The organism is Micromonospora sp. A200 (assembly GCF_029893845.1).
Taxonomy (GTDB): Bacteria; Actinomycetota; Actinomycetes; order Mycobacteriales; family Micromonosporaceae; genus Micromonospora; species Micromonospora purpureochromogenes.
In genome coordinates this window covers 45,989-64,375 of the sequence record NZ_JARXXY010000036.1, presented here as the reverse complement: position 1 = coordinate 64,375, position 18,387 = coordinate 45,989, and the positions used below count along the sequence as shown (strand labels likewise).

22 protein-coding genes are annotated in these 18,387 nt (G+C 74.6%); 12 read left to right on the top strand and 10 right to left on the bottom strand.

Annotation, left to right across the window (positions count from 1 at the left end; translation table 11 throughout):
* Window positions 1–90 precede the first annotated feature (90 nt).
* Both M2302_RS27110 and M2302_RS27105 read right to left on the bottom strand, forming a co-directional pair.
* Window positions 91–1,104: an ABC transporter permease subunit gene (locus tag M2302_RS27110; RefSeq protein WP_280840667.1), complete on the bottom strand. Its 1,014-nt coding sequence runs from the start codon at window positions 1,102–1,104 to the stop codon at window positions 91–93.
* Entirely contained in the window at window positions 1,101–2,120 is a 1,020-nt protein-coding gene (locus M2302_RS27105; protein WP_280840666.1) for an ATP-binding cassette domain-containing protein, read from the bottom strand. The genes M2302_RS27110 and M2302_RS27105 overlap by 4 nt, the downstream gene beginning before the upstream one ends.
* 75 nt (window positions 2,121–2,195) lie before the next feature.
* Between M2302_RS27105 and M2302_RS27100 the strand changes: the two genes are divergently transcribed.
* Both M2302_RS27100 and M2302_RS27095 read left to right on the top strand, forming a co-directional pair.
* On the top strand, window positions 2,196–3,095 hold the full coding sequence (locus M2302_RS27100) for an ABC transporter ATP-binding protein (protein ID WP_280840665.1): 900 nt from the start codon (window positions 2,196–2,198) through the stop codon (window positions 3,093–3,095).
* A 72-nt stretch (window positions 3,096–3,167) separates the two neighbouring features.
* Window positions 3,168–4,070, top strand: coding sequence for a ribokinase (locus M2302_RS27095; protein ID WP_280840664.1), 903 nt, complete (start codon window positions 3,168–3,170; stop codon window positions 4,068–4,070).
* Between the two features lie 41 nt (window positions 4,071–4,111).
* On the opposite strand, the gene ftrA is transcribed toward M2302_RS27095, so the two are convergent.
* Window positions 4,112–5,071: a transcriptional regulator FtrA gene (gene ftrA / locus M2302_RS27090; RefSeq protein ID WP_280840663.1), complete on the bottom strand. Its 960-nt coding sequence runs from the start codon at window positions 5,069–5,071 to the stop codon at window positions 4,112–4,114.
* Between the two features lie 72 nt (window positions 5,072–5,143).
* Here ftrA and M2302_RS27085 point away from each other — a divergent pair, with 72 nt between their 5' ends.
* Window positions 5,144–5,602 carry a rhodanese-like domain-containing protein gene (locus tag M2302_RS27085; protein WP_280840662.1) on the top strand — a complete coding sequence of 153 codons (459 nt, stop codon included), beginning with the start codon at window positions 5,144–5,146 and terminating at the stop codon, window positions 5,600–5,602.
* A 111-nt stretch (window positions 5,603–5,713) separates the two neighbouring features.
* On the opposite strand, the gene M2302_RS27080 is transcribed toward M2302_RS27085, so the two are convergent.
* Window positions 5,714–6,484: a hypothetical protein gene (locus M2302_RS27080; protein ID WP_280840661.1), complete on the bottom strand. Its 771-nt coding sequence runs from the start codon at window positions 6,482–6,484 to the stop codon at window positions 5,714–5,716.
* A 112-nt stretch (window positions 6,485–6,596) separates the two neighbouring features.
* On the opposite strand from M2302_RS27080, the gene M2302_RS27075 reads away from it, so the two are divergent.
* Window positions 6,597–8,102 (top strand): alpha/beta fold hydrolase, encoded by a 1,506-nt coding sequence (locus tag M2302_RS27075; RefSeq protein ID WP_280840660.1) that lies wholly within the window; start codon window positions 6,597–6,599, stop codon window positions 8,100–8,102.
* A 162-nt stretch (window positions 8,103–8,264) separates the two neighbouring features.
* Here M2302_RS27075 and M2302_RS27070 read toward each other — a convergent pair whose 3' ends face one another.
* Entirely contained in the window at window positions 8,265–8,747 is a 483-nt protein-coding gene (locus M2302_RS27070) for a DUF6232 family protein (RefSeq protein ID WP_280840659.1), read from the bottom strand.
* A gap of 550 nt (window positions 8,748–9,297) precedes the next feature.
* On the opposite strand from M2302_RS27070, the gene M2302_RS27065 reads away from it, so the two are divergent.
* The gene (locus M2302_RS27065; RefSeq protein WP_280840658.1) at window positions 9,298–9,699 is read left to right on the top strand and encodes a nuclear transport factor 2 family protein; all 402 of its coding nucleotides are present in this window, start codon (window positions 9,298–9,300) and stop codon (window positions 9,697–9,699) included.
* On the opposite strand, the gene M2302_RS27060 is transcribed toward M2302_RS27065, so the two are convergent.
* Entirely contained in the window at window positions 9,645–10,166 is a 522-nt protein-coding gene (locus M2302_RS27060; protein WP_280840657.1) for a DUF6232 family protein, read from the bottom strand. The genes M2302_RS27065 and M2302_RS27060 overlap by 55 nt on opposite strands.
* Before the next feature lie 97 nt (window positions 10,167–10,263).
* Here M2302_RS27060 and M2302_RS27055 point away from each other — a divergent pair, with 97 nt between their 5' ends.
* From M2302_RS27055 to M2302_RS27040, 4 genes are all read left to right on the top strand, one after another.
* On the top strand, window positions 10,264–11,037 hold the full coding sequence (locus M2302_RS27055; protein WP_210777107.1) for an enoyl-CoA hydratase-related protein: 774 nt from the start codon (window positions 10,264–10,266) through the stop codon (window positions 11,035–11,037).
* Between the two features lie 123 nt (window positions 11,038–11,160).
* Window positions 11,161–12,783, top strand: a complete 1,623-nt coding sequence (locus M2302_RS27050; protein WP_280840656.1) for an acetolactate synthase — start codon at window positions 11,161–11,163, stop codon at window positions 12,781–12,783.
* Between the two features lie 149 nt (window positions 12,784–12,932).
* On the top strand, window positions 12,933–13,904 hold the full coding sequence (locus tag M2302_RS27045; protein ID WP_280840655.1) for an ATP-binding cassette domain-containing protein: 972 nt from the start codon (window positions 12,933–12,935) through the stop codon (window positions 13,902–13,904).
* A complete protein-coding gene (locus M2302_RS27040) occupies window positions 13,901–14,713 on the top strand; it encodes an ABC transporter permease (RefSeq protein WP_280840654.1) in 813 nt (270 codons plus the stop codon). Before M2302_RS27045 ends, M2302_RS27040 begins: the two co-directional genes overlap by 4 nt.
* Before the next feature lie 82 nt (window positions 14,714–14,795).
* Here the strand turns inward: M2302_RS27040 and M2302_RS27035 are convergent, their stop codons facing one another.
* Genes M2302_RS27035 through M2302_RS27025 form a run of 3 tightly spaced genes read right to left on the bottom strand, consistent with a single transcriptional unit; the run spans window position 14,796 to window position 15,922 of the window.
* Entirely contained in the window at window positions 14,796–15,206 is a 411-nt protein-coding gene (locus tag M2302_RS27035) for a PLDc N-terminal domain-containing protein (protein WP_280840653.1), read from the bottom strand.
* 27 nt (window positions 15,207–15,233) lie between these two features.
* The gene (locus M2302_RS27030) at window positions 15,234–15,533 is read right to left on the bottom strand and encodes a DUF202 domain-containing protein (protein ID WP_280840652.1); all 300 of its coding nucleotides are present in this window, start codon (window positions 15,531–15,533) and stop codon (window positions 15,234–15,236) included.
* Window positions 15,530–15,922 (bottom strand): DUF202 domain-containing protein, encoded by a 393-nt coding sequence (locus tag M2302_RS27025; protein WP_280840651.1) that lies wholly within the window; start codon window positions 15,920–15,922, stop codon window positions 15,530–15,532. The genes M2302_RS27030 and M2302_RS27025 overlap by 4 nt, the downstream gene beginning before the upstream one ends.
* A 41-nt stretch (window positions 15,923–15,963) precedes the next feature.
* On the opposite strand from M2302_RS27025, the gene M2302_RS27020 reads away from it, so the two are divergent.
* Both M2302_RS27020 and M2302_RS27015 read left to right on the top strand, forming a co-directional pair.
* Window positions 15,964–16,761 (top strand): GNAT family N-acetyltransferase, encoded by a 798-nt coding sequence (locus tag M2302_RS27020; RefSeq protein ID WP_280840650.1) that lies wholly within the window; start codon window positions 15,964–15,966, stop codon window positions 16,759–16,761.
* A 2-nt stretch (window positions 16,762–16,763) separates the two neighbouring features.
* Window positions 16,764–17,171, top strand: a complete 408-nt coding sequence (locus tag M2302_RS27015) for a hypothetical protein (RefSeq protein WP_280840649.1) — start codon at window positions 16,764–16,766, stop codon at window positions 17,169–17,171.
* Window positions 17,172–17,174: 3 nt separating this feature from the next.
* On the opposite strand, the gene M2302_RS27010 is transcribed toward M2302_RS27015, so the two are convergent.
* On the bottom strand, window positions 17,175–17,381 hold the full coding sequence (locus M2302_RS27010; protein ID WP_280840648.1) for a hypothetical protein: 207 nt from the start codon (window positions 17,379–17,381) through the stop codon (window positions 17,175–17,177).
* A 218-nt stretch (window positions 17,382–17,599) separates the two neighbouring features.
* On the opposite strand from M2302_RS27010, the gene M2302_RS27005 reads away from it, so the two are divergent.
* A complete protein-coding gene (locus tag M2302_RS27005; protein WP_154943305.1) occupies window positions 17,600–18,379 on the top strand; it encodes an electron transfer flavoprotein subunit beta/FixA family protein in 780 nt (259 codons plus the stop codon).
* Window positions 18,380–18,387 lie beyond the last annotated feature (8 nt).

Sequence of the window (18,387 nt, the reverse complement as noted above, 5' to 3'; positions counted from 1 at the left end):
AAAGGCACGAAGCCAGTCAGAACAAGAGTCACGTCCGCTGCCGCCGACCATCAGCCCAACATCTACGGACCGACCCCGCCAGCCTCACAGTCAGATCAGGTCGCGCCGGCGGAACACCGCGAACGCGGCGGCCGTCACCGCGCCGGCGAGGGCCAGCAGCACCAGCAGCGCCGGGGCCCAGGTGATCGTGTACCTCCCGTCGCAGATGTCGAAGGCCGACGAGTTCAGGCAGGCGTGGTCGTCATAGAGCTCCATCCGGCCGGTGAGCCAGGCCCCGATGTAGGTGGAGAGCATCAGGGTGTCCGGGCGGGCCACGTCGATGATCTCGAACACCACCCGCGCGCCCAGCTCCCAGACCACCGCGTACGCGGCCACCGCGCCGAGCGCCGCCGAGGTGTGCCGGCCCAGCGTGGCGATGCCGAAGCCCAGCGCAGTGGCGAGCAGCACCAGCACCAGGCCCCGCCCGTAGCGGCTGGCCAGGTCCTGCCAGAACGCCCCGTCCAGCTGGCCCGGCAGCCCGGCCGCCTGCGCGATCGTCCAGAACGTGCCCAGGTAGACCACCGTCGCCACCACCGCCAGCAGCGTCACCACCCCGAGCAACGTGCCCAGCTTCGCGCCGAGCACGGTGAGCCGACGCGGCCGCCACAGCAGCAGGTTTACCACCCCGCCGGAGTTCAGGTCGGCGCCGATGTACGAGGCCCCGACCAGGAAACCGAAGAGCACCAGGAAGGCGATCAGGAAGTACAGCAGCGAACCCGCCTGCTGACCGAAGACGAAGACGCCGCTGAGATAGTCGGCGACCACCGGCAGCTGGTCCCGCAGCACCGGGTCGATCTCGCTGCAGTCGGCCGGCAGGTACCTGTGCTCCTCGACCGGCAGCTCGCCCGCCTTGACCCTCAGGCAGTACTCGTGGTCAGTCTCCATGCCGCGGATGACCTGGGCGAGCTGCGCCTCCGCCGCGGCCAGCTCGCGGGCCGACGGTTGGTGCGATCCGACCAGGGTGGTGGCCGTGGTGATGGCGAAGGCCAGGGCCAGCAGAACCAGCATCAGCTGGACGAAGCGGCGGGCGGCGAGCCGCTCCACCTCGGCACGGACGAGGTTCACGCCTGCACCCCCCGGCCGGCGGTCACATCGAGGTCGATCATGGATGCGTCAGGTCCCTCCCCGGGCAGGGCGGCCTCGCCCACCTGCCGCGGCAGTGTCGGATGTGGTGCGGTGCCGGTCAGTTCCAGGAAGACGCTCTCCAGGTCGGGGCGGATCGGGGTCAGCTCGCGTACCCAGACCCCCTGCTCGCCCAGCGTGCGGGCGATCAGCTCGGGGTCCTCCGCGCCGGCGACCACCAGCAGCCCGTCGTGGTCGGTGACCGACAGGCCGGCCGCCCCCAGCAGGTCGGCGGCCCGGCCCGGCTCCGCCACCCGTACCCGCCACTCGTGCTGGTCGTAGCCGGCCAGCACCTCCTCGACCCGGCCCGCCGCCACCCGGCGACCCCGGGAGATGATCGTGACGTGGTCGCAGATCAGCTGGATCTCGGCCAGGATGTGGCTGGAGACCAGCACCGTCACCCCCGCGTCGGCCAGCGACCGCATCAGGTCCCGCATCTCGCGGATGCCCGCCGGGTCCAGCCCGTTCGCCGGCTCGTCCAGGATCAGCAGCTCGGGATCCTTGAGCAGGGCGGAGGCCACGGCCAGCCGCTGCCGCATGCCCAGCGAGTAGCCCTTCACCCGGTCGTGGCCCCGGTCGCGCAGCCCGACCTGCTCCAGCACCTCGTCGACCCGGCCGGTCGGCACCCCGCCGGCCAGTGCCAGCAGCCGCAGTGTGCGGTGACCGGTGAAGTTGCCGAAGAACTGCGGGCTCTCCACGATCGCGCCGACCCGGCCGGCCACCCGGGCCAGCTTCTCCGGCGCGGGCGAGCCGAGCACGCTCATCCGGCCGCTGTCGGCGCTCACCAGGCCCAGCAGGGCGCGCAGGGTGGTGGTCTTGCCGGAGCCGTTCGGGCCGAGGAAGCCGTGCACCTGCCCGGCCTCGACCAGCATGTCGAAGCCGTCGACCGCGACCCGCCGCCCCTGCCGCAGCGTGTGGAACGTCTTGCGCAGCCCCTCGATCTCGATGACCGCGCTCATTGGCGCCGCTCCTGACCTCGATCGGGCATGGCACGTCCTCCGGCTGTGGTGACCAACGACACGGCGCCTCACCCTATGGCCGGAGCCTCGCCCGTGGGGGGCACCCCGCAGGCTGCGTGGTTGGATGGAGCGGTGACTGGTGACCTGATCCCCGGCGCCGCCGGCGCCCCCGCCGCCCCCGCACCCGTGGACGCGGATCTGGTGGTCAGCCTCGACGGTGTCGGCGTCATGCGCTCCGGCACCGCGCTGCTGCACGACGTGGACTGGCGGGTCGAGCTCGACGAGCGGTGGGTCGTCCTCGGCCCCAACGGCGCGGGCAAGACCACCCTGCTCAACCTGGCCGCCGGCCGGCTGCATCCGACCAGCGGCACGGCGCACGTGCTCGGCGAGCGGATCGGCCGCACCGACGTCAACGAGCTGCGGATGCGGATCGGCCTCTCCACCGCCGCGCTCGCCGAGCGGGTACCCGCCGAGGAGCGGGTCAGCGACGTGGTCGTCACCGCCGCCTGGTCGGTGGTCGGCCGGTGGCGGGAGAGCTACGACCGCACCGACGAGTCCCGGGCCCGCGCGCTGCTCGGGCAGCTGGGCGTCGGACACCTCGCCGAGCGGGCGTACGGGACGCTGTCCGAGGGCGAGCGCAAGCGGGTGCAGATCGCCCGCGCCCTGATGACCGACCCCGAGCTGCTGCTCCTCGACGAGCCGGCCGCCGGGCTCGACCTGGGCGGGCGCGAGGACCTGGTGGCCCGGCTGGCCGAGCTGGCGTACGACCCGGACGCCCCCGCCCTCGTCCTGGTCACCCACCACGTCGAGGAGATCCCGCCGGGCTTCACCCACGCGCTGCTGCTGCGCGAGGGCGGGGTGGTCGCCCAGGGGCTGCTCGCCGAGACGCTCAGCGGTGACAACCTCTCCAAGACCTTCGGCCTGCCGCTGGTGGTCGAGCGGCGCGGCGAGCGGTACACCGCCCGGGCCGCCTGAGCCGGGCGCCCCGCTCCCGGCCGACGGCTGGTCCTAGACTCGCCGCAACGTGCAGGTCGGCAGGAGGTCGTGGTGCGGCAGACCCGGGTCGTCGTGGTGGGCAGCGCGAACATGGACCTCGTCGGCACCGGCCCGACGCTGCCCCGGCCGGGCGAGACCGTGCTCGGCAGCGACTTCGTGACGGTGCCCGGCGGCAAGGGCGCCAACCAGGCGATCGCCGCGGTCCGGGCCGGCGCGTCCTGCGCCTTCCTCGGCGCGATCGGCTCCGACGCCTTCGGCGTCACCCTGCGCGCCCGGATCACCGCCGCCGGCGTGGACACCGGCCAGCTGCGGGTGGTCTACGGCGCGTCCGGGGTGGCGCTGGTCATGGTCAACGCCGTCGGGGAGAACGCCATCCTGGTGACCCCCGGCGCCAACGCCGCCTTCACCGGCCTCACCGGCGGCGAGCTGGACGCCGTACGCGAGGCGGACGTGCTGGTCGCGCAGCTGGAGATTCCGGTCGAGACGGTGACCGCCGCGGCGCTGGCGGCCCGGGAGGCCGGCACCCGGGTCATCCTCAACGCGGCGCCGGCCCGGCAGGTGCCGGCCGAGCTGCTGGCCGCGGTGGACCTGCTCGTGGTCAACGAGCCGGAGGCGCAGGCGCTCACCGGCCGGGGCCGGGACGAGCCGCGTGCGCTGCTGGAACTCGTGCCCCGCGCGGTGCTGACCCTCGGCGGCGAGGGCGCCTGGTACGGCGACCGGGACGGCGCGGACGTGCACGTGCCGGCGGTCGAGGTGGACGTCGTCGACACCACCGCCGCGGGCGACGCGTTCACCGCCGCGCTGGCGGTGGCCTGGGGCGAGGGCCGGGAGGTGCTGGACGCGGTGCGCTGGGCCGCGGCGGCCGGCGCGGCCTGCGTACGCCGGCTCGGCGCCTCGGTGGCGCTGCCCCGGCGGGACGAGATCGACGCGCTCTACGCCCCGCCGGCCGGCTGACGCCACCCACCCGCGTCCCCGGCCGACCCGGAGCGCCCGGGTCAGGCGGCGTCGCGGGGGAAGGCCCGGCGGTACGCCGACGGCGAGGTGCGCATCGCCCGGCCGAAGTGGTGCCGGTAGGTGACCGCGCTGTCGAACCCGACCGACCGGGCCACCTCGGCGACCGGCAGCCCGGTCGACTCCAGCAGCACCAGGCTGGCCCGCACCCGCTGGTCGATCAGCCAGCGGATCGGGCTGGTCCCGGCGGCGCGGGCGAACTGCCGCAGGTAGGTGCGGGAGGACATGTGCGCCTGCCGGGCCAGCCGCTGCACGGTCAGCGGCTCGGCGAGGTGGGCCAGCGCCCAGTCCATGCTGCGGGCGATCCGGTCGTCGCCCGGGTCGGCCGGCACCGGCGTCTCGATGAACTGCGCCTGCCCGCCGTCGCGGTGCGGCGGGATCACCAGGCGCCGGGCCACCGCGTTGGCGATCGCCGCGCCGAAGTCGCGGCGGACGACGTGCACGCAGAGGTCCAGGCCGGCGGCGCTGCCCGCGCTGGTCAGCACGTCGCCGTCGTCCAGATAGAGCACGTCCGGGTCGACCTCGACGCGCGGGTACCGCCGGGACAGCAGGTCGGCGTACCGCCAGTGGGTGGTGGCACGCCGGTCGTCGAGCAGGCCGGCGCCGGCGAGCGCGAACGCCCCGGAGCAGATCGACATGATCCGCGCGCCGGCCCGGTGCGCCCGGCGCAGCGCGGTGACCAGCTCCGGTGACGGGTCGGCGGTCACGTCGGGCACGCCGGGGACGATCACCGTCCCGGCCCGGGCCAGCACGTCGAGGCCGTACGGGGTGTGCAGGGCGGCGCCGCCGACCACCGGTACCGGACCGGGGCGCTCCGCGCAGACGGTCAGCGCGTACCAGTCGACGTCGAACTCGGGGCGGGGCAGCCCGAACACCTCGGTGACGATGCCGGTCTCGAAGACCGACATCCCCGGGTACGCCAGCACGGCCACCGTACGGGTCATGGCGGGATGTTAGCGGAGGACGTCGTTCCCGCCACTCCCGCCGGTGGGGGTGGCCGGCCGAGGATCGGAGGCATGTCGAACACGCTCTCGGTGCCGCCGGCCGATCCGGCCGTCGCCGTCGCCCACTTCCTCGACCGGCTGACCTTCGAGACCGACGTCAGCGACGTGCACGCCGACCTGACCGCCCGGGTGCCCGGCCTGGTGGTCGTCGACTCCCGGGGGCCGGACGCCTGGCGGCAGGGGCACCTGCCCGGCGCGGTGCACCTGCCGACGGCCGAGATCGCCACCCGTGCCGCCGAGCTGGTGCCGGCCGGCACGGCGGTGGTCACCTACTGCTGGGGGCCGGGGTGCAACGGCGCCACCCGGGCGGCGCTGGAGTTCGCCCGGCTCGGCTACCGGGTCAAGGAGATGCTGGGCGGCTACGAGTACTGGGTCCGGGAGGGGCTGCCGGTGCGTACCCCGACCGGGGAGACCCGCCGGCCGGTCGACCACCTGACCGCCCCGCGCGCCACCGCCCGCTGCGACTGCTGACCAGCCCCAGCCCCGGCCCCGCCCGGTCATGATCGACACCGGTTGCGGCGTGTCGCGGTCTCCCCGCCGCCGGACACCGCGACACGCCGCAAACGGAGTGGATCACGCGGGTCAGTCGGTCGGGTCGTCGGTGCGGCGCTCGCCCCGGCGGCGCAGCATGCCGAGGCCGGGGATGCCGGCGACGGCGAGCTTGAGGTCGCGGGTGACGTCGAGCAGGTCGTGCAGGTCCGGGCCGACCCGGTCCAGGGTGGCCAGGATCGGCAGGATGTCGGCGGTCAGGTGTTCCTTGAGCTTGGGCAGCTCGTCCACCAGCCGGATCGCCGCGGTGACCTCCTCGTGGCTGAGCTGCTCGATGAAGCGGGTCGCCATCGGCGCGGCCCGGCGCAGCGCAGGCTCGTACGCGGCCATCAGCCCGGTCGCGGTCGCGGTGGCCTGCTCGGCGGCGACGATCGTGCCGGCGGCCCGGCCGGCGACGGCGTCCGCCTCGGCGACCACCGTGCCGGCCGCCCGGGCCACCCGCTCGGCCTCCCCGACCACCACGGCCGCCGCGCCGGCCACCCGCTCGGCCTCGCCGACCACCACGGCGGCCGCCGCGGCCACCTCGGTGGCGGTCTCGATCGCGGTGGTCGCCGCCGCGCTGATCACCGCGACCTCGCGGACCGCCGCCTCGGCGTCGGTGAGCACCCGGTCGGTGCGGTCCAGGGTGCCCTCGATCCGGTCCACCACCCCGTTGATCCGGGCCAGCAGCGCCTCCACGCCGTCGAGCACCGCGAACGCGCGGGCCGGCACGGCGGCGAACGAGGCGGCCGAGCCGAACGCCTGGTCGAGGGCGGTGCGGGTGAGGCCGACGACCGCGGTCGGCCGGGGGAGGGGGATAGCCATGTGACCAGTGTGCGTCGGCCCGGCCACCCGCGCCCGAGGGCGCGGTCCCGGTCACTGCCCGGCCGGGCGTCGCGGGCACCGGCCCGCCCGCCCGGGCGATAGGGTGCCCGGCATGTCGGTCCGCCCCCTCGGCGCCACGCCGGCCGCCCGCCGGGTCGCGGTCCTCGCGGTCCTCGCCGCGCTCGCCCTGGCGTTCGGCGGGTACGGGCTGGCCCGGGCCGACGCGGGGCTGAGCACCCGACGGGCGACCGTCGACGGGGTGCCGCTGACCGAGGTGCGGGCCACCGGCGTGGCGGGCCGCCGACCCGGCGTGGTGATCGCCCACGGGTTCGCCGGCTCGGCCCGGCTGATGCGTCCGATCGCCGACACGGTGGCCCGGCAGGGCGCGGTCGCGCTGCTGGTCGACGTCGCCGGGCACGGCGCCAACCCGGCCCGGCTGCCCGGCGCCGGGCGGGACGCCGCCGACTCCCGCGCCACCCTGGAGCGCGACCTGTCCGTCGCCGTCGCGTACCTGCGTACCCGGCCGGACGTCGACCCGGCGCGGATCGTCCTGGTCGGACACTCGATGGGCGCCGGCGCGGTCACCCGCTACGCCGCCGGCCACCCGGACGTCGCCCGCACCGTCGCCATCTCGCTGCCCGACTCCGACGACCTGCCCGACGGCCGGCCGGACAGGTTGCTGCTGATCGTCGGCGGCGCGGAGTTCCCCGCCTTCCGCGACACCGCCGAGGCGACGTCCCGCCGGGGCGTCGGGCGGCGGCTGGTGGTCGTACCCGGCGTGGAGCACATCTCGGTGCTCTTCGCCGGTCGTACCCATGACGAGGTCGCGGCGTGGGTGGGTGGCGGCGGAGACCCGCCGCGACCCCTCGCGCGGCTGGCGCCGGCCGGGTTGCTGCTGCTCGGGTTCGGGCTCGGCTTCGTCCCGCTGGCGACCGTGCTGCTCGGCCGCCGGCCCCGGCCGTCCCGGCCGGCCGCCCCGGCCCCCGCGGTGCTGGCGGTGGCGGCGTCCGCCGCCGGCCTGGGTGCGCTGGTCGGCGCGCTGGCGCCGACCACCCGGCTTCCGCTCGCGGTCGGCGGTCACGTCACCGGTTTCCTGCTGGTGACCGGCGTGCTGCTGGCCGCCGCCGCGCGGTGGTGGCCGCTGCCCGCCGCCGCCTCGACCCCGGTCCCGGCGACGGCGCCGGTCGCCCGCCGCGCGCCGGCCCGGTCCGCGCTCGCCGCCGTCCTGCTCACCGGGTACGCGGTGACCGCCGTCGCCGTGCCGATCCACCTCGGGTTCACCTCGGCGCTGCCGGTGGGCGACCGGTGGTGGCTGCTGCCCGTGGTGGCCGCCGCCTGCCTGGTCTTCCTCACCGGCGCGGAGCTGGCGACGGCCGGGCGGAGCTGGCGGTACGCGGCCGTCGGCGGGATCGCCGTGCTGGCCCTGACCGCCTCGGCCGTGGTGGGGCTGGCGCCCGGGTTCGTGCTGCTGGTGGTGCCGCTCTTCGCGGTGCTGGTCGGCTGGCAGGCGGCCTGGGCGGCGGTGCTGCGCCGGGCCGGCGCGCCCCGGTGGCTGCCGGCCCCGGTCGGTGCGGCGCTGCTGGCCTGGCCGATGGCCACCACCCTGCCGCTGAGTTGAGGTCGCCGGTACGGGATCCGGACCGTGCCGGCAAGGGCTCAGCGCACGCCGGTGAGACCGCCGGTCGTCATGGCCGGGTGCGCGCCACCCGCAGCGCCCACCAGATCAGCGGCGCCTGCAACGGCAGCCGGCCGTAGGCGGCAGCCTCGCCACGACGGGTGGTCACCGGTGCTCTCCCTGGTGCTCGACGGCCCGCTGCACGGCCCGGTAGATCTGCCCGAACCGTAACGCGTCCGGGGTGCGCACCAGCATCACCTCCTGCCCGTGGTGCTGCACCCACAGCTCGTGCACCCGGTTGCCGCGCTCGTAGGAGCGGTCCAACCAGCTCAGCGGCAGCTCCAGGAACGGGGTCAGGGCCAGCGCGCCGACCGCGCAACCGGCGAGGATGACCAGCGCCAGCTTCCAGTTGCCCCGGTCCTGCGCCGACCAGGCCAGCGAGACCACGCAGATCAGCGCCACCAGTGGTGGCAGCGAGAGCAGCAGGACGAGTACGCCCCGGCCCAGCACCCGCCCCCGGACGGCCAGCGTCGTCGCCCCCCGCGCGTGCCAGACGTACGTCACGTCGGCGATCCGGATCGCGTGCCCGCCGGCCCGGATCGCCTCCGAGGTCACCTGGACGGTGTCGTCCCGGTAATAGAGGGTCATCACTAGACCCTAACCATCCGTGGACAGGACCCGCCCCCGTCGTTCCGGCAGCCGGTCGCCCCTCCGGTCCGCGCGTCCGCCCGGGGTCCGGGGTGCGCTGCCGGACGCTGTGGAGCTGATGTCGTCAACGACTCACCCGTGCGTGGGTGCCGAGCCGTGCCTGCGCGGTGGCGAGTCCCGCCTTCGTGCAGTGCACGACGAGTGCCTCGACGTCGACGAGTGGAACGCCTTGGGTGTCAAAAGGCGTCGGTGACACCCATGTGGTTCCACCGGTTGACCCGGGCCGGTGGCGCAGGGGGAGTGGGCGGCGAGACTCGGGGACGTTTCACGGTCGGGCGCCACTGTGGCTGAGTCGTCTACGACATCAGCTCTACAGCGTCCGGGGACGGCATGCTGCGGCGCAGATCCCGGCACTGGCCGTCGGCGCGGACCACCGCCACCGGCGCAGATCCCGCCACCGGGCTCGTCGGCCGGGCGCGCGGACCCGGGGGACCGGACGGCGTCGCGGCGGGACGGCGGCGGACGGTCGGCCGGCGTACCGTCCGGGCGCATGGCCGACAGCGAACGCAACGTCGAGGTGGTCCGCCGGTACCTGCGGACGTTCGTCACCCGCGACCTGGCCGAGCTGCGGGCGGTGGTCGCCGAGGACGTGGAGATCTACGGGTCCGGCCGGGCCGTCCGGGGCCGGCACTTCGTCGAGGGGGCCGTCGCCGCGCCGGGGCTGACCGTGCTCGACCAGGAGATCCGGGAGCTCTTCGCGGCGGGCGACCGGGTGGTCGTCTCGATGGCGCAGACCTACCGGCGGGACGCCACCGGCGCCACGGCCGTGCAGAGCGCCTGCAAGATGTACCGGCTGGCCGGCGGCCGGATCGTGCAGTTCTGGGGCGAGCAGGACCTCTACGGACTGCTGCGGGGGCTGGAGATGGTGCCCGACGGGCCGATCGAGTTCTGAGCGCCGGGCAGCGGGCGGCGGCTCTCCATCGCCCGCTGCACCGCCCTGTAGACCTGGCCGAAGCGCAGCGCGTCACCGGTGCGCAGCAGCAGCACCGGCCGGCCCCGCCAGCGGGCCCACATCTCCCACTGCCGGCTGCCCCGGGCGTACGAGCGGTCGAGGTGTTCGAAGAGGAAGTCGGCGAGCGGGCCGACGGCGAGCCCGACCAGCACCGAGGCGCCCACGATGGCGACGGTGACGGTGAGCGAGCGGTGCAGCCAGATGGCCAGCGCCACGCCCAGCACGGCGGCGACCAGGGGGCCGGCCAGGGCCGCGCCCAGGGCGCCGCGCCCGGCGAGCACCCGCCACGAGCGGCTGCCCCGCTGGTGCCAGACCATGCCGATCTCGGCGAGCGGGAAGGTCCGCCCGTCCACCCGGATCGCGGTGGAGGTGACCTGCACCGATCTGTCGTCGTAGTACGTGATCATGGCGGTACTCCCGGTGGCGGGGCTGACACCAGCCTACGTACCCCAACGACCGGGCCGTAAGGTTGGCACGCGACTTCGACGAGGAAGTGAGGGCAGCGTGAGCGAGTTCGTGCGGCTGGAGACCAGGGACGGCATCGGCACCATCCGGCTGGAGCGGCCGCCGATGAACGCGCTCAACACCCAGGTGCAGGAGGAGTTGCGCGCCGCGGCCGCGGCGGCCACCGCCGACGCCGGCGTCCGCGCCGTCATCGTGTACGGCGGGGAGAAGGTCTTCGCCGCCGGCGCGGACATCAAGGAGATGGCCGACATGTCCTACGTGGACATGGCGGAGCGGGCCGCGGACCTGTCCAGCGCCCTCGGCGCGATCGCCCGGATCCCCAAGCCGGTGGTCGCCGCGATCACCGGGTACGCCCTCGGCGGCGGCTGCGAGCTGGCCCTGGCCTGCGACTGGCGGGTGGTGGCCGAGGACGCCAAGCTCGGCCAGCCGGAGATCAAGCTCGGCATCATCCCCGGCGCCGGCGGCACCCAGCGGCTGGCCCGCCTGGTCGGCCCGGCCCGCGCCAAGGACCTGATCATGTCCGGCCGGATGGTGGACGCCCAGGAGGCGCTGCGGATCGGCCTGGCCGACCGGGTCGCCCCGGCCGCGCAGGTCTACGACACGGCCGTCGAGCTGGTGACGCCGTACCTGACCGGCCCGGTGCAGGCGCTGCGCGCGGCGAAGCTCGCCGTCGACGGCGGCCTGGACATGGACCTCAACTCCGGTCTGGCCTGGGAGAGCCAGCTCTTCGCGGCGCTCTTCGCCACCGACGACCGGCGCGAGGGCATGGCCGCCTTCGTGGCGAAGCGCAAGCCGGACTTCACCGGCCGCTGACCGTCGGCCCGGGCCGGCGACCCCGCGTGCGGTCGCCGGCCCGCCAGGTGAACCGAGAAGTGTTCACATCCTCCGTACCGGCCAGTAGCGTGTGACACCGGTCATGTGACGAGGGGAGCGGCGATGACGGAACGGGTCGAGGGCCACGGCGGGGAGCTCGCGCTGGCGGCGCTGCGCGCCAACGGCGTACGGGAGATGTTCACCCTCTCCGGCGGGCACGTCTTCCCGCTCTACGACGCCGCCCACAAGCACGGGTTCCCGATCTACGACGTGCGGCACGAGCAGTCGGCGGTCTTCGCCGCCGAGGCGGTGGCCAAGCTCAACCGCCGTCCCGGCCTGGCCGTGCTCACCGCCGGCCCCGGCGTCACCAACGGCGTCTCCGGCCTGACCAGCGCGTTCTTCAACGCCTCGCCGGTGCTGGTGCTGGGCGGGCGGGCGCCACAGTTCCGCTGGGGCTCGGGCAGCCTCCAGGAGATGGACCACCTGCCGCTGGTCGCCCCGGTCACCAAGCACGCCGAGACGGTGTTCAGCACCGACGACATCCCGCGCGCCGTCACCGCCGCCCTGACCAGCGCGCTCACCCCGCACCGGGGCCCGGCCTTCCTGGACTTCCCGCTGGAGGCGGTCTTCAGCGTCGGCGACGCCGAGCTGCCCGCGCCGGTCGCCGTCGCGCCGGTCGAGCCGGACCCGGACGCAGTGGCCCGCGCCGGCCGGCTGATCGCGGGCGCGCAGCGCCCGGTGTTCATCGCCGGCTCCGACGTGTACGCCGGCGACGCGGTCGCCGCCCTCCGCGAGGCCGCCGAGGCGCTCGGGGTGCCGGTCTTCACCAACGGCATGGGGCGCGGGGCGCTGCCGCCGGAGCACCCGCTCGCCTTCGCCAAGGCCCGCCGGGTCGCCCTGAAGGGCGCCGACGTGGTCGTCGTCATCGGCACCCCGCTGGACTTCCGGCTCAGCTTCGGCGACTTCGGCGACGCGACGGTGGTGCACATCGTCGACGCCCCCAGCCAGCGGGCCGGGCACGTCCAGCCCGCCGCCAGCCCCGCCGGCGACCTGCGGCTGATCCTCTCCGCGCTGGCCGGGCAGAGCGGCGACCGGGTCGACCACGCCGACTGGATCGCCCAGCTGCGCACCGCCGAGGACGCCGCGAGGGCCCGCGACGCCGAGGAGATGGCCGCCGACACCGACCCGATCCGGCCGGCCCGGGTCTACGGCGAGCTGCGCCGGGTGCTCGCCCCCGACGCGATCACCATCGGCGACGGCGGCGACTTCGTCTCGTACGCCGGCCGCTACCTGGAGCCGGCCCAGCCGGGCACCTGGCTCGACCCCGGCCCGTACGGGTGCCTGGGCACCGGCATGGGCTACGCGATGGGCGCCCGGGTCAGCCACCCGGACCGGCAGATCTGCGTGCTGATGGGCGACGGCGCCGCCGGCTTCTCGCTGATGGACGTGGAGTCCCTGGTCCGGCAGCGGCTGCCGGTGGTCATCGTGGTCGGCAACAACGGCATCTGGGGGCTGGAGAAGCACCCGATGCGGGCCATGTACGGCTACGACGTCGCCGCCGACCTCCAGCCGGAGCTGCGCTACGACAAGGTGGTCGAGGCGCTCGGTGGGGCCGGCGAGACGGTGGCCAAGCCGGCCGACCTCGGGCCGGCCCTGGCCCGCGCCTTCGACGCCGGGGTGCCGTACCTGGTCAACGTGCTCACCGACCCGACGGACGCGTACCCGCGCTCGTCGAACCTGGCCTGACCACGACGCCGCGACCGCCGCAGCCGGGTGACCGGCGGCGGCGGTCGCGTTCTGTCGGCAGCTAAATCGGCGGAATGTCAGCGGCCGTCGCCGTAACGTCAGACCCCTCGCGCATCGTTGGGCGACCAGCGATAACGATCGGAGTTCTGATGACATACGCGATCCGCGCCGAGGGGCTGGTGCGCCGCTTCGGCGCCACCACCGCCCTCGCCGGGGTCGACCTGGAGGTTCCCACGGGGACGGTATTCGGGTTGCTCGGCCCCAACGGCGCCGGAAAGACCACCGCGGTCCGGGTGCTCGCCACCCTGCTCGCCCCGGACGAGGGGCACGCCACGGTCGGCGGGTACGACGTCGGCCGCGACGCCCACCGGGTGCGCCAGCTGATCGGTCTGACCGGCCAGTACGCCTCGGTCGACGAGACCCTGACCGGCACCGAGAACCTGCTGCTCATCGGCCGGCTGCTCGGGCTCGGCCGGGCCCAGGCGCGGGCCCGCGCCGCGGAGCTGCTCGCCGACTTCCAGCTCACCGACGCCGCCGGCCGGGCGGCCAAGACCTACTCCGGTGGCATGCGCCGCCGGCTGGACCTGGCGGCCAGCCTGGTCGGGCGGCCGCAGGTGCTCTTCCTCGACGAGCCCACCACCGGGCTGGACCCGCGCAGCCGCAACGAGCTGTGGGACATCGTGCGCACCCTAGTCGCCGACGGGGTGACCGTGCTGCTCACCACGCAGTACCTGGAGGAGGCCGACCAGCTCGCCGGGCAGATCGCGGTGGTCGACCACGGGCGGGTGATCGCCCAGGGCACCCCCGAGGAGCTGAAGGCGAAGACCGGCGGGCAGGTGCTCACCGTGCGCCCGGTCGACCCGGCCGACCTGCCGACCGTGCGGGCCATCGCCGGCGAGGTGGCCCGGGCGACGCCGGAGGTCGCCCAGACCACCGTCACCGTGCCGGTGAACGACCCGGACGTGCTGCCCGCGGTGGTCCGCCGGCTCGACGCCGCCGAGATCCAGGTGGCGGAGCTGGCCCTGCGCGGTTCCAGCCTGGACGAGGTCTTCCTCTCCCTCACCGGCCACCGGGCCGAGCAAAACGCCTCCGCCGACGTACTCGAAGGGACCCCGGCATGACCGCCGTCACCGCGCCCGCGCCGTCGCTCGCCCCGGCCCGCCGGCTCGGCGTCGGCGCCGGCCTGCGGCACACCCTCACCCTGGCCTGGCGCAGCCTGGTGCAGATCAAGCACAACCCGATGGAGCTGCTCGACCTGAGCATCCAGCCGGTGATGTTCGTGCTGCTCTTCACCTACGTCTTCGGCACCGCCATCGCCGGCTCGTCCGGCGAGTACCTGACCTTCATGCTGCCCGGCATCATGGTGCAGAACGCGCTCTTCGCCACCATGACCACCGGGTTCGGGTTGAACAACGACCTGACCAAGGGGGTCTTCGACCGGCTCCGGGCACTGCCGATCGCCCGCTGGGCGCCGCTGGCCGGCCGGATCCTCGCCGACACGGTCAAGCAGGCCTGGTCGATCGCGCTGCTGCTCGGCGTCGGGATGATCCTCGGCTTCCGGGTCGGCAACGGTGCGCTCGGCGTGCTGGCCGCGTTCGCCCTGCTGCTGGCGTTCACCCTGGCCGCGTCGTGGATCTCGGTGCTGGTCGGGGTGCTGGTCAGCGAGCCGGAGAAGGTGCAGATCTTCGGCTTCATGGTGATCTTCCCGCTCACCTTCACCAGCAACATCTTCGTGCCCACCGACCGGATGCCCGGCTGGTTGCAGAACTGGGTCGAGGTCAACCCGGTCACGGTCGTCGCCGACGCGCTGCGGGGGCTGCTGGTCAGCGGTCCGGTGGCCGGCCCGGTGCTGCAGACCCTGCTCTGGGGCGCCGGCATCGCGGTGCTCTTCGCGCCGCTGTCGCTGCGCGCCCTCAAGCGTCGGGTGTGACCCGGACGGCCTCCCCGGCCGTCTTCCTCCGGGCGTCCGGACCGTTGCGGGCGCCCGTCACCGCTGCGCGAGCGGGATCCGCCTAGACCTCCGGGCGGTCCTCCTCGCGCGGCGGGTCGCCCTCGCGGTGGCGCAGGTCGTCCTCCCGCCGGCGCAGGTCGTCCTCCCAGCGGCGGAACAGCTCCTCGTCGTTCCGACGGGAGCGTTCGGCGATGGAGTCGAGGAACTCCGGGTCGTCGTCGGGCGCGACCGGTCGGCGCCGGTCCCGCCCGGTGGGGGCGGGGCCGGCCGGGCCGGGCCGGGCAGGGGTGGCCTTGCGGCCGGCGAGGAACCAGGCGATCGAGCCGACCAGCGGGAAGAACAGGATGATCAGCACCCACGCGATGCGGGGCAGCGCGCGGATGTCCCCCTCGTCGGCGGAGAGGCAGCTGATCAGGGCGCAGACGGCCAGGACGATCTGGACCGCGAAGAGCAGGAGAGACAACCGGGCCATGTCCCCATGATGGCGCACCGCGGCCCGTCACCACATCCCGCGTAGGACCAGCGCCACGGCGAGCAGCGCCAGCACGGCGGTGGCCAGGGCGACCGAGGGCAGGGCCGGCGAGCCGACCCGGATCGGCCCGCTGCCCGCGGCCCGGCGCCAGCAGGCCACCAGCGCCCCGGCCCAGACCAGCACCACGGCTGCGGCGAGCAGCGCGCCGGGCACGTCCCCGGTGAGGGCGAGCCGGACCGCCAGCACCGTCACCACGGTGAGTGCCAGGGCGGTGCGCCGCCAGGCCAGCCGGGTGCGCTCCGGTTGCAGCCCCGGGTCGCCGGTCACCGGCCGCCGACCCCCCGCGCCAGCACCGCGAAGACCAGCAGCAGCGCGCCCAGCCCGACGATCAGGGCGAGCACGGCGGGGAATCGGGAGACCGGCAGCTCCTCCCCGAGCCGGATGGCCCGTTCGGTACGCGCCCAGCGGTCCACCGCCCGCACCGCCACCGTGCCGCCGAGCAGCAGCAGCGCGACCGCGATGGCCTCGCGCAGATGGCGCACCGGCGTCGGTGGCAGGAACTGGGCGGCGGCCAGCCCGCCGGCGATCAGCGCCAGCCCGGTGCGCAGCCAGGCCAGGAAGGTGCGTTCGTTGGCCAGCGAGAAGCGGTAGTCGGGCGCGGTGCCGACCGACCTGAGCTCCGACGGGTCGAACCACCGCCTGATCGCCTGCCACACGGCGCCGATTATCCGCTTTGTACCGGGCATAGCCTGGACGGATGACCGATCTTGACCCCCACGCGTTGCGCGACAGCTACGACACCCAGATCCGCCCGGAGATCCCGGACCCGGTGCCGGCCGGGGTGACCGTCGAACGGGACGGCCCGCTGGTCCGGATCCTCGGCCTCGACCACGGCGGCTTCCTCACCTACCGGACGCTGGACGGGCTGGCCGGCGCGGAGCTGGACGCCCTGATCGCCCGGCAGGTCGAGCTGTTCCGGCAGCGGGGCGAGTCGGTGGAGTGGAAGCTGAACGCCCACGACGAGCCCGCCGACCTGGCCGACCGGCTGCGCGCCGCCGGGTTCGTGCCGGAGGACCGGGAGACCGTCCTGATCGGGCCGGTCGCGCCGCTGGCCGGCGCCATCCCGGTGCTACCCGAGGGGGTACGCCTGCGCGAGGTCACCTCCCGGGCGGACCTGGAGCGGATCGCCGCGATGGAGCAGGAGGTGTGGCAGGCCGACCGCAGCCACCTGGTGACCGGGCTGGAGAAGGAGATCGCCGCCGACCCGCAGTCGATCACCGTGGTGGTGGCCGAGGCGGGGGACCGCGTCGTCAGCGCCGGCTGGGTCCGCTACCTGGCGAACACCGGCTTCGCCAGCCTGTGGGGCGGCTCGACGTTGGAGCAGTGGCGGCACCGGGGCATCTACCGGGCGCTGGTGGCGTACCGGGCGCGCCTGGCGGACCAGCGGGGCAAGGCGTTGCTCCAGGTGGACGCCTCGGAGGACAGCCGGCCGATCCTTCAGCGGCTCGGCTTCGTACCGGTCACCACGACCACCCCGTACGTCTACACTCCGTGATGATGGAGCAGCGGCTGACGGACGACGAGCGGCTCACCCTCAAGACCGGCGCGTTCGGGGCGGTCTTCCTGGTGTCGAACGCCGATCCGGGCATGTTAGCCATGATCCGGGAGAGCATCGCCGCGTCCGGGGCGCTCAACGGCGCCAGCGGGGTGGTGAAGGAGGCTCTCACCACCGGACCGCTGCCCAGGTTGCCCCGGGACTCCGCGCTGGAGGTCGAGTCCGTGGTGCTGCCGGCGCTCGGCCGGGCGGTCGACATCCTGCGGGAGAAGTCGCCGCAGGACCTGGCCGCGTATCGGGACGTGGTGCTGGCGGCGGCCGACCGGGTGGCCCAGGCACACCGGGGGGTCGCACCGGCCGAGGCGGCCGTGATCGAACGGATCAGGGGAGCCCTCGCCGAGCCGGCGTGACCGCTACCCGTTCGCCGGGGGCGGCCCGCCCGCCGGGTCGCCGCCGGGCGCGGTCCAGACGGTGTGCACGGTGTCGCGGACGCAGAGGTCACGGACCCGGCCGCACGCGCACCGGTACGCCTCCGGCGCCGCCGGACGGCCGCAGCGCTCCGGTGCGTGGTTGCCGCCGGTCGTCGCGCCGACCGGACGCGCCACATCCTGTCCTGACATGTCGTGACACCTCCCGGTTTGTGAGTCTAGCCGGGCCCGCAGCTCCGGTGAGCTGTGTCACTCTGAGTGCCCAGGAAGCCGAAGCTACTGACAGGTAACATTGCGCCGTGGGCAACTGCACAAGCGCCCGCGGTTGACCGGGCGTCAACGGACGCGCGAGGCTGCGCCCGTGACCGGGCGAGCGATCGCCACACCAACAGGAGGGTCGTCGAAACGCGATGAACATCGTCGTACTCGTCAAGCAGGTGCCCGATTCGGGCGCGGACCGCAACCTGCGTCCTGACGACAACACCGTCGACCGCGGTTCGGCGAACAACGTCATCAACGAGATGGACGAGTACGCCATCGAAGAGGCGTTGAAGATCAAGGAGGCGCACGGCGGCGAGGTCACCATCCTGACCATGGGTCCGGACCGGGCGACCGAGTCGATCCGCAAGGCGCTCTCTATGGGCCCGGACAAGGCCGTGCACGTGGTGGACGACGCCCTGCACGGGTCCTGCGCCGTGGCCACCTCGAAGGTGCTCGCCGCCGCCCTCGGTCAGCTCAACGCCGACCTGGTCATCTGCGGTGCCGAGTCCACCGACGGCCGGGTCCAGGTCATGCCGCACATGATCGCCGAGCGGCTGGGCGTCGCGGCGCTGACCGGCGCCCGCAAGCTCACCGTCGACGGCGCCACGCTGACCGTCGAGCGGCAGACCGAGGAGGGCTACGAGGTGGTCACCGCCTCGACCCCGGCCGTGGTCTCCGTCTGGGACACCATCAACGAGCCGCGCTACCCGTCCTTCAAGGGCATCATGGCCGCCAAGAAGAAGCCGGTGCAGACGCTCTCCCTGGGTGACCTCGGCGTCGCCCCGACCGAGGTGGGCTTCGACGGCGCGACCAGCGCCGTGCTGGAGCACACCAAGCGCCCGCCCCGTTCCGGCGGCGCCAAGATCACCGACGAGGGCGAGGGCGGCGTCAAGCTGGTCGAGTTCCTCGCCACCGAGAAGTTCGTGTGAGAGGTCTG

Coding starts and splice junctions, on each gene's coding strand:
- M2302_RS27060 (WP_280840657.1), bottom strand. CDS start 10,166: ATGATCACGTACTACGACGACAGATCGGTGCAGGTCACCTCCACCGCG.
- ftrA (WP_280840663.1), bottom strand. CDS start 5,071: ATGACCCGTACGGTGGCCGTGCTGGCGTACCCGGGGATGTCGGTCTTC.
- M2302_RS27105 (WP_280840666.1), bottom strand. CDS start 2,120: ATGAGCGCGGTCATCGAGATCGAGGGGCTGCGCAAGACGTTCCACACG.
- M2302_RS27005 (WP_154943305.1), top strand. CDS start 17,600: ATGAACATCGTCGTACTCGTCAAGCAGGTGCCCGATTCGGGCGCGGAC.
- M2302_RS27100 (WP_280840665.1), top strand. CDS start 2,196: ATGGCCGGAGCCTCGCCCGTGGGGGGCACCCCGCAGGCTGCGTGGTTG.
- M2302_RS27015 (WP_280840649.1), top strand. CDS start 16,764: ATGGAGCAGCGGCTGACGGACGACGAGCGGCTCACCCTCAAGACCGGC.
- M2302_RS27065 (WP_280840658.1), top strand. CDS start 9,298: ATGGCCGACAGCGAACGCAACGTCGAGGTGGTCCGCCGGTACCTGCGG.
- M2302_RS27080 (WP_280840661.1), bottom strand. CDS start 6,484: ATGGCTATCCCCCTCCCCCGGCCGACCGCGGTCGTCGGCCTCACCCGC.
- M2302_RS27045 (WP_280840655.1), top strand. CDS start 12,933: ATGACATACGCGATCCGCGCCGAGGGGCTGGTGCGCCGCTTCGGCGCC.
- M2302_RS27070 (WP_280840659.1), bottom strand. CDS start 8,747: ATGACCCTCTATTACCGGGACGACACCGTCCAGGTGACCTCGGAGGCG.
- M2302_RS27085 (WP_280840662.1), top strand. CDS start 5,144: ATGTCGAACACGCTCTCGGTGCCGCCGGCCGATCCGGCCGTCGCCGTC.
- M2302_RS27010 (WP_280840648.1), bottom strand. CDS start 17,381: ATGTCAGGACAGGATGTGGCGCGTCCGGTCGGCGCGACGACCGGCGGC.
- M2302_RS27075 (WP_280840660.1), top strand. CDS start 6,597: ATGTCGGTCCGCCCCCTCGGCGCCACGCCGGCCGCCCGCCGGGTCGCG.
- M2302_RS27020 (WP_280840650.1), top strand. CDS start 15,964: ATGACCGATCTTGACCCCCACGCGTTGCGCGACAGCTACGACACCCAG.
- M2302_RS27035 (WP_280840653.1), bottom strand. CDS start 15,206: ATGGCCCGGTTGTCTCTCCTGCTCTTCGCGGTCCAGATCGTCCTGGCC.
- M2302_RS27040 (WP_280840654.1), top strand. CDS start 13,901: ATGACCGCCGTCACCGCGCCCGCGCCGTCGCTCGCCCCGGCCCGCCGG.
- M2302_RS27050 (WP_280840656.1), top strand. CDS start 11,161: ATGACGGAACGGGTCGAGGGCCACGGCGGGGAGCTCGCGCTGGCGGCG.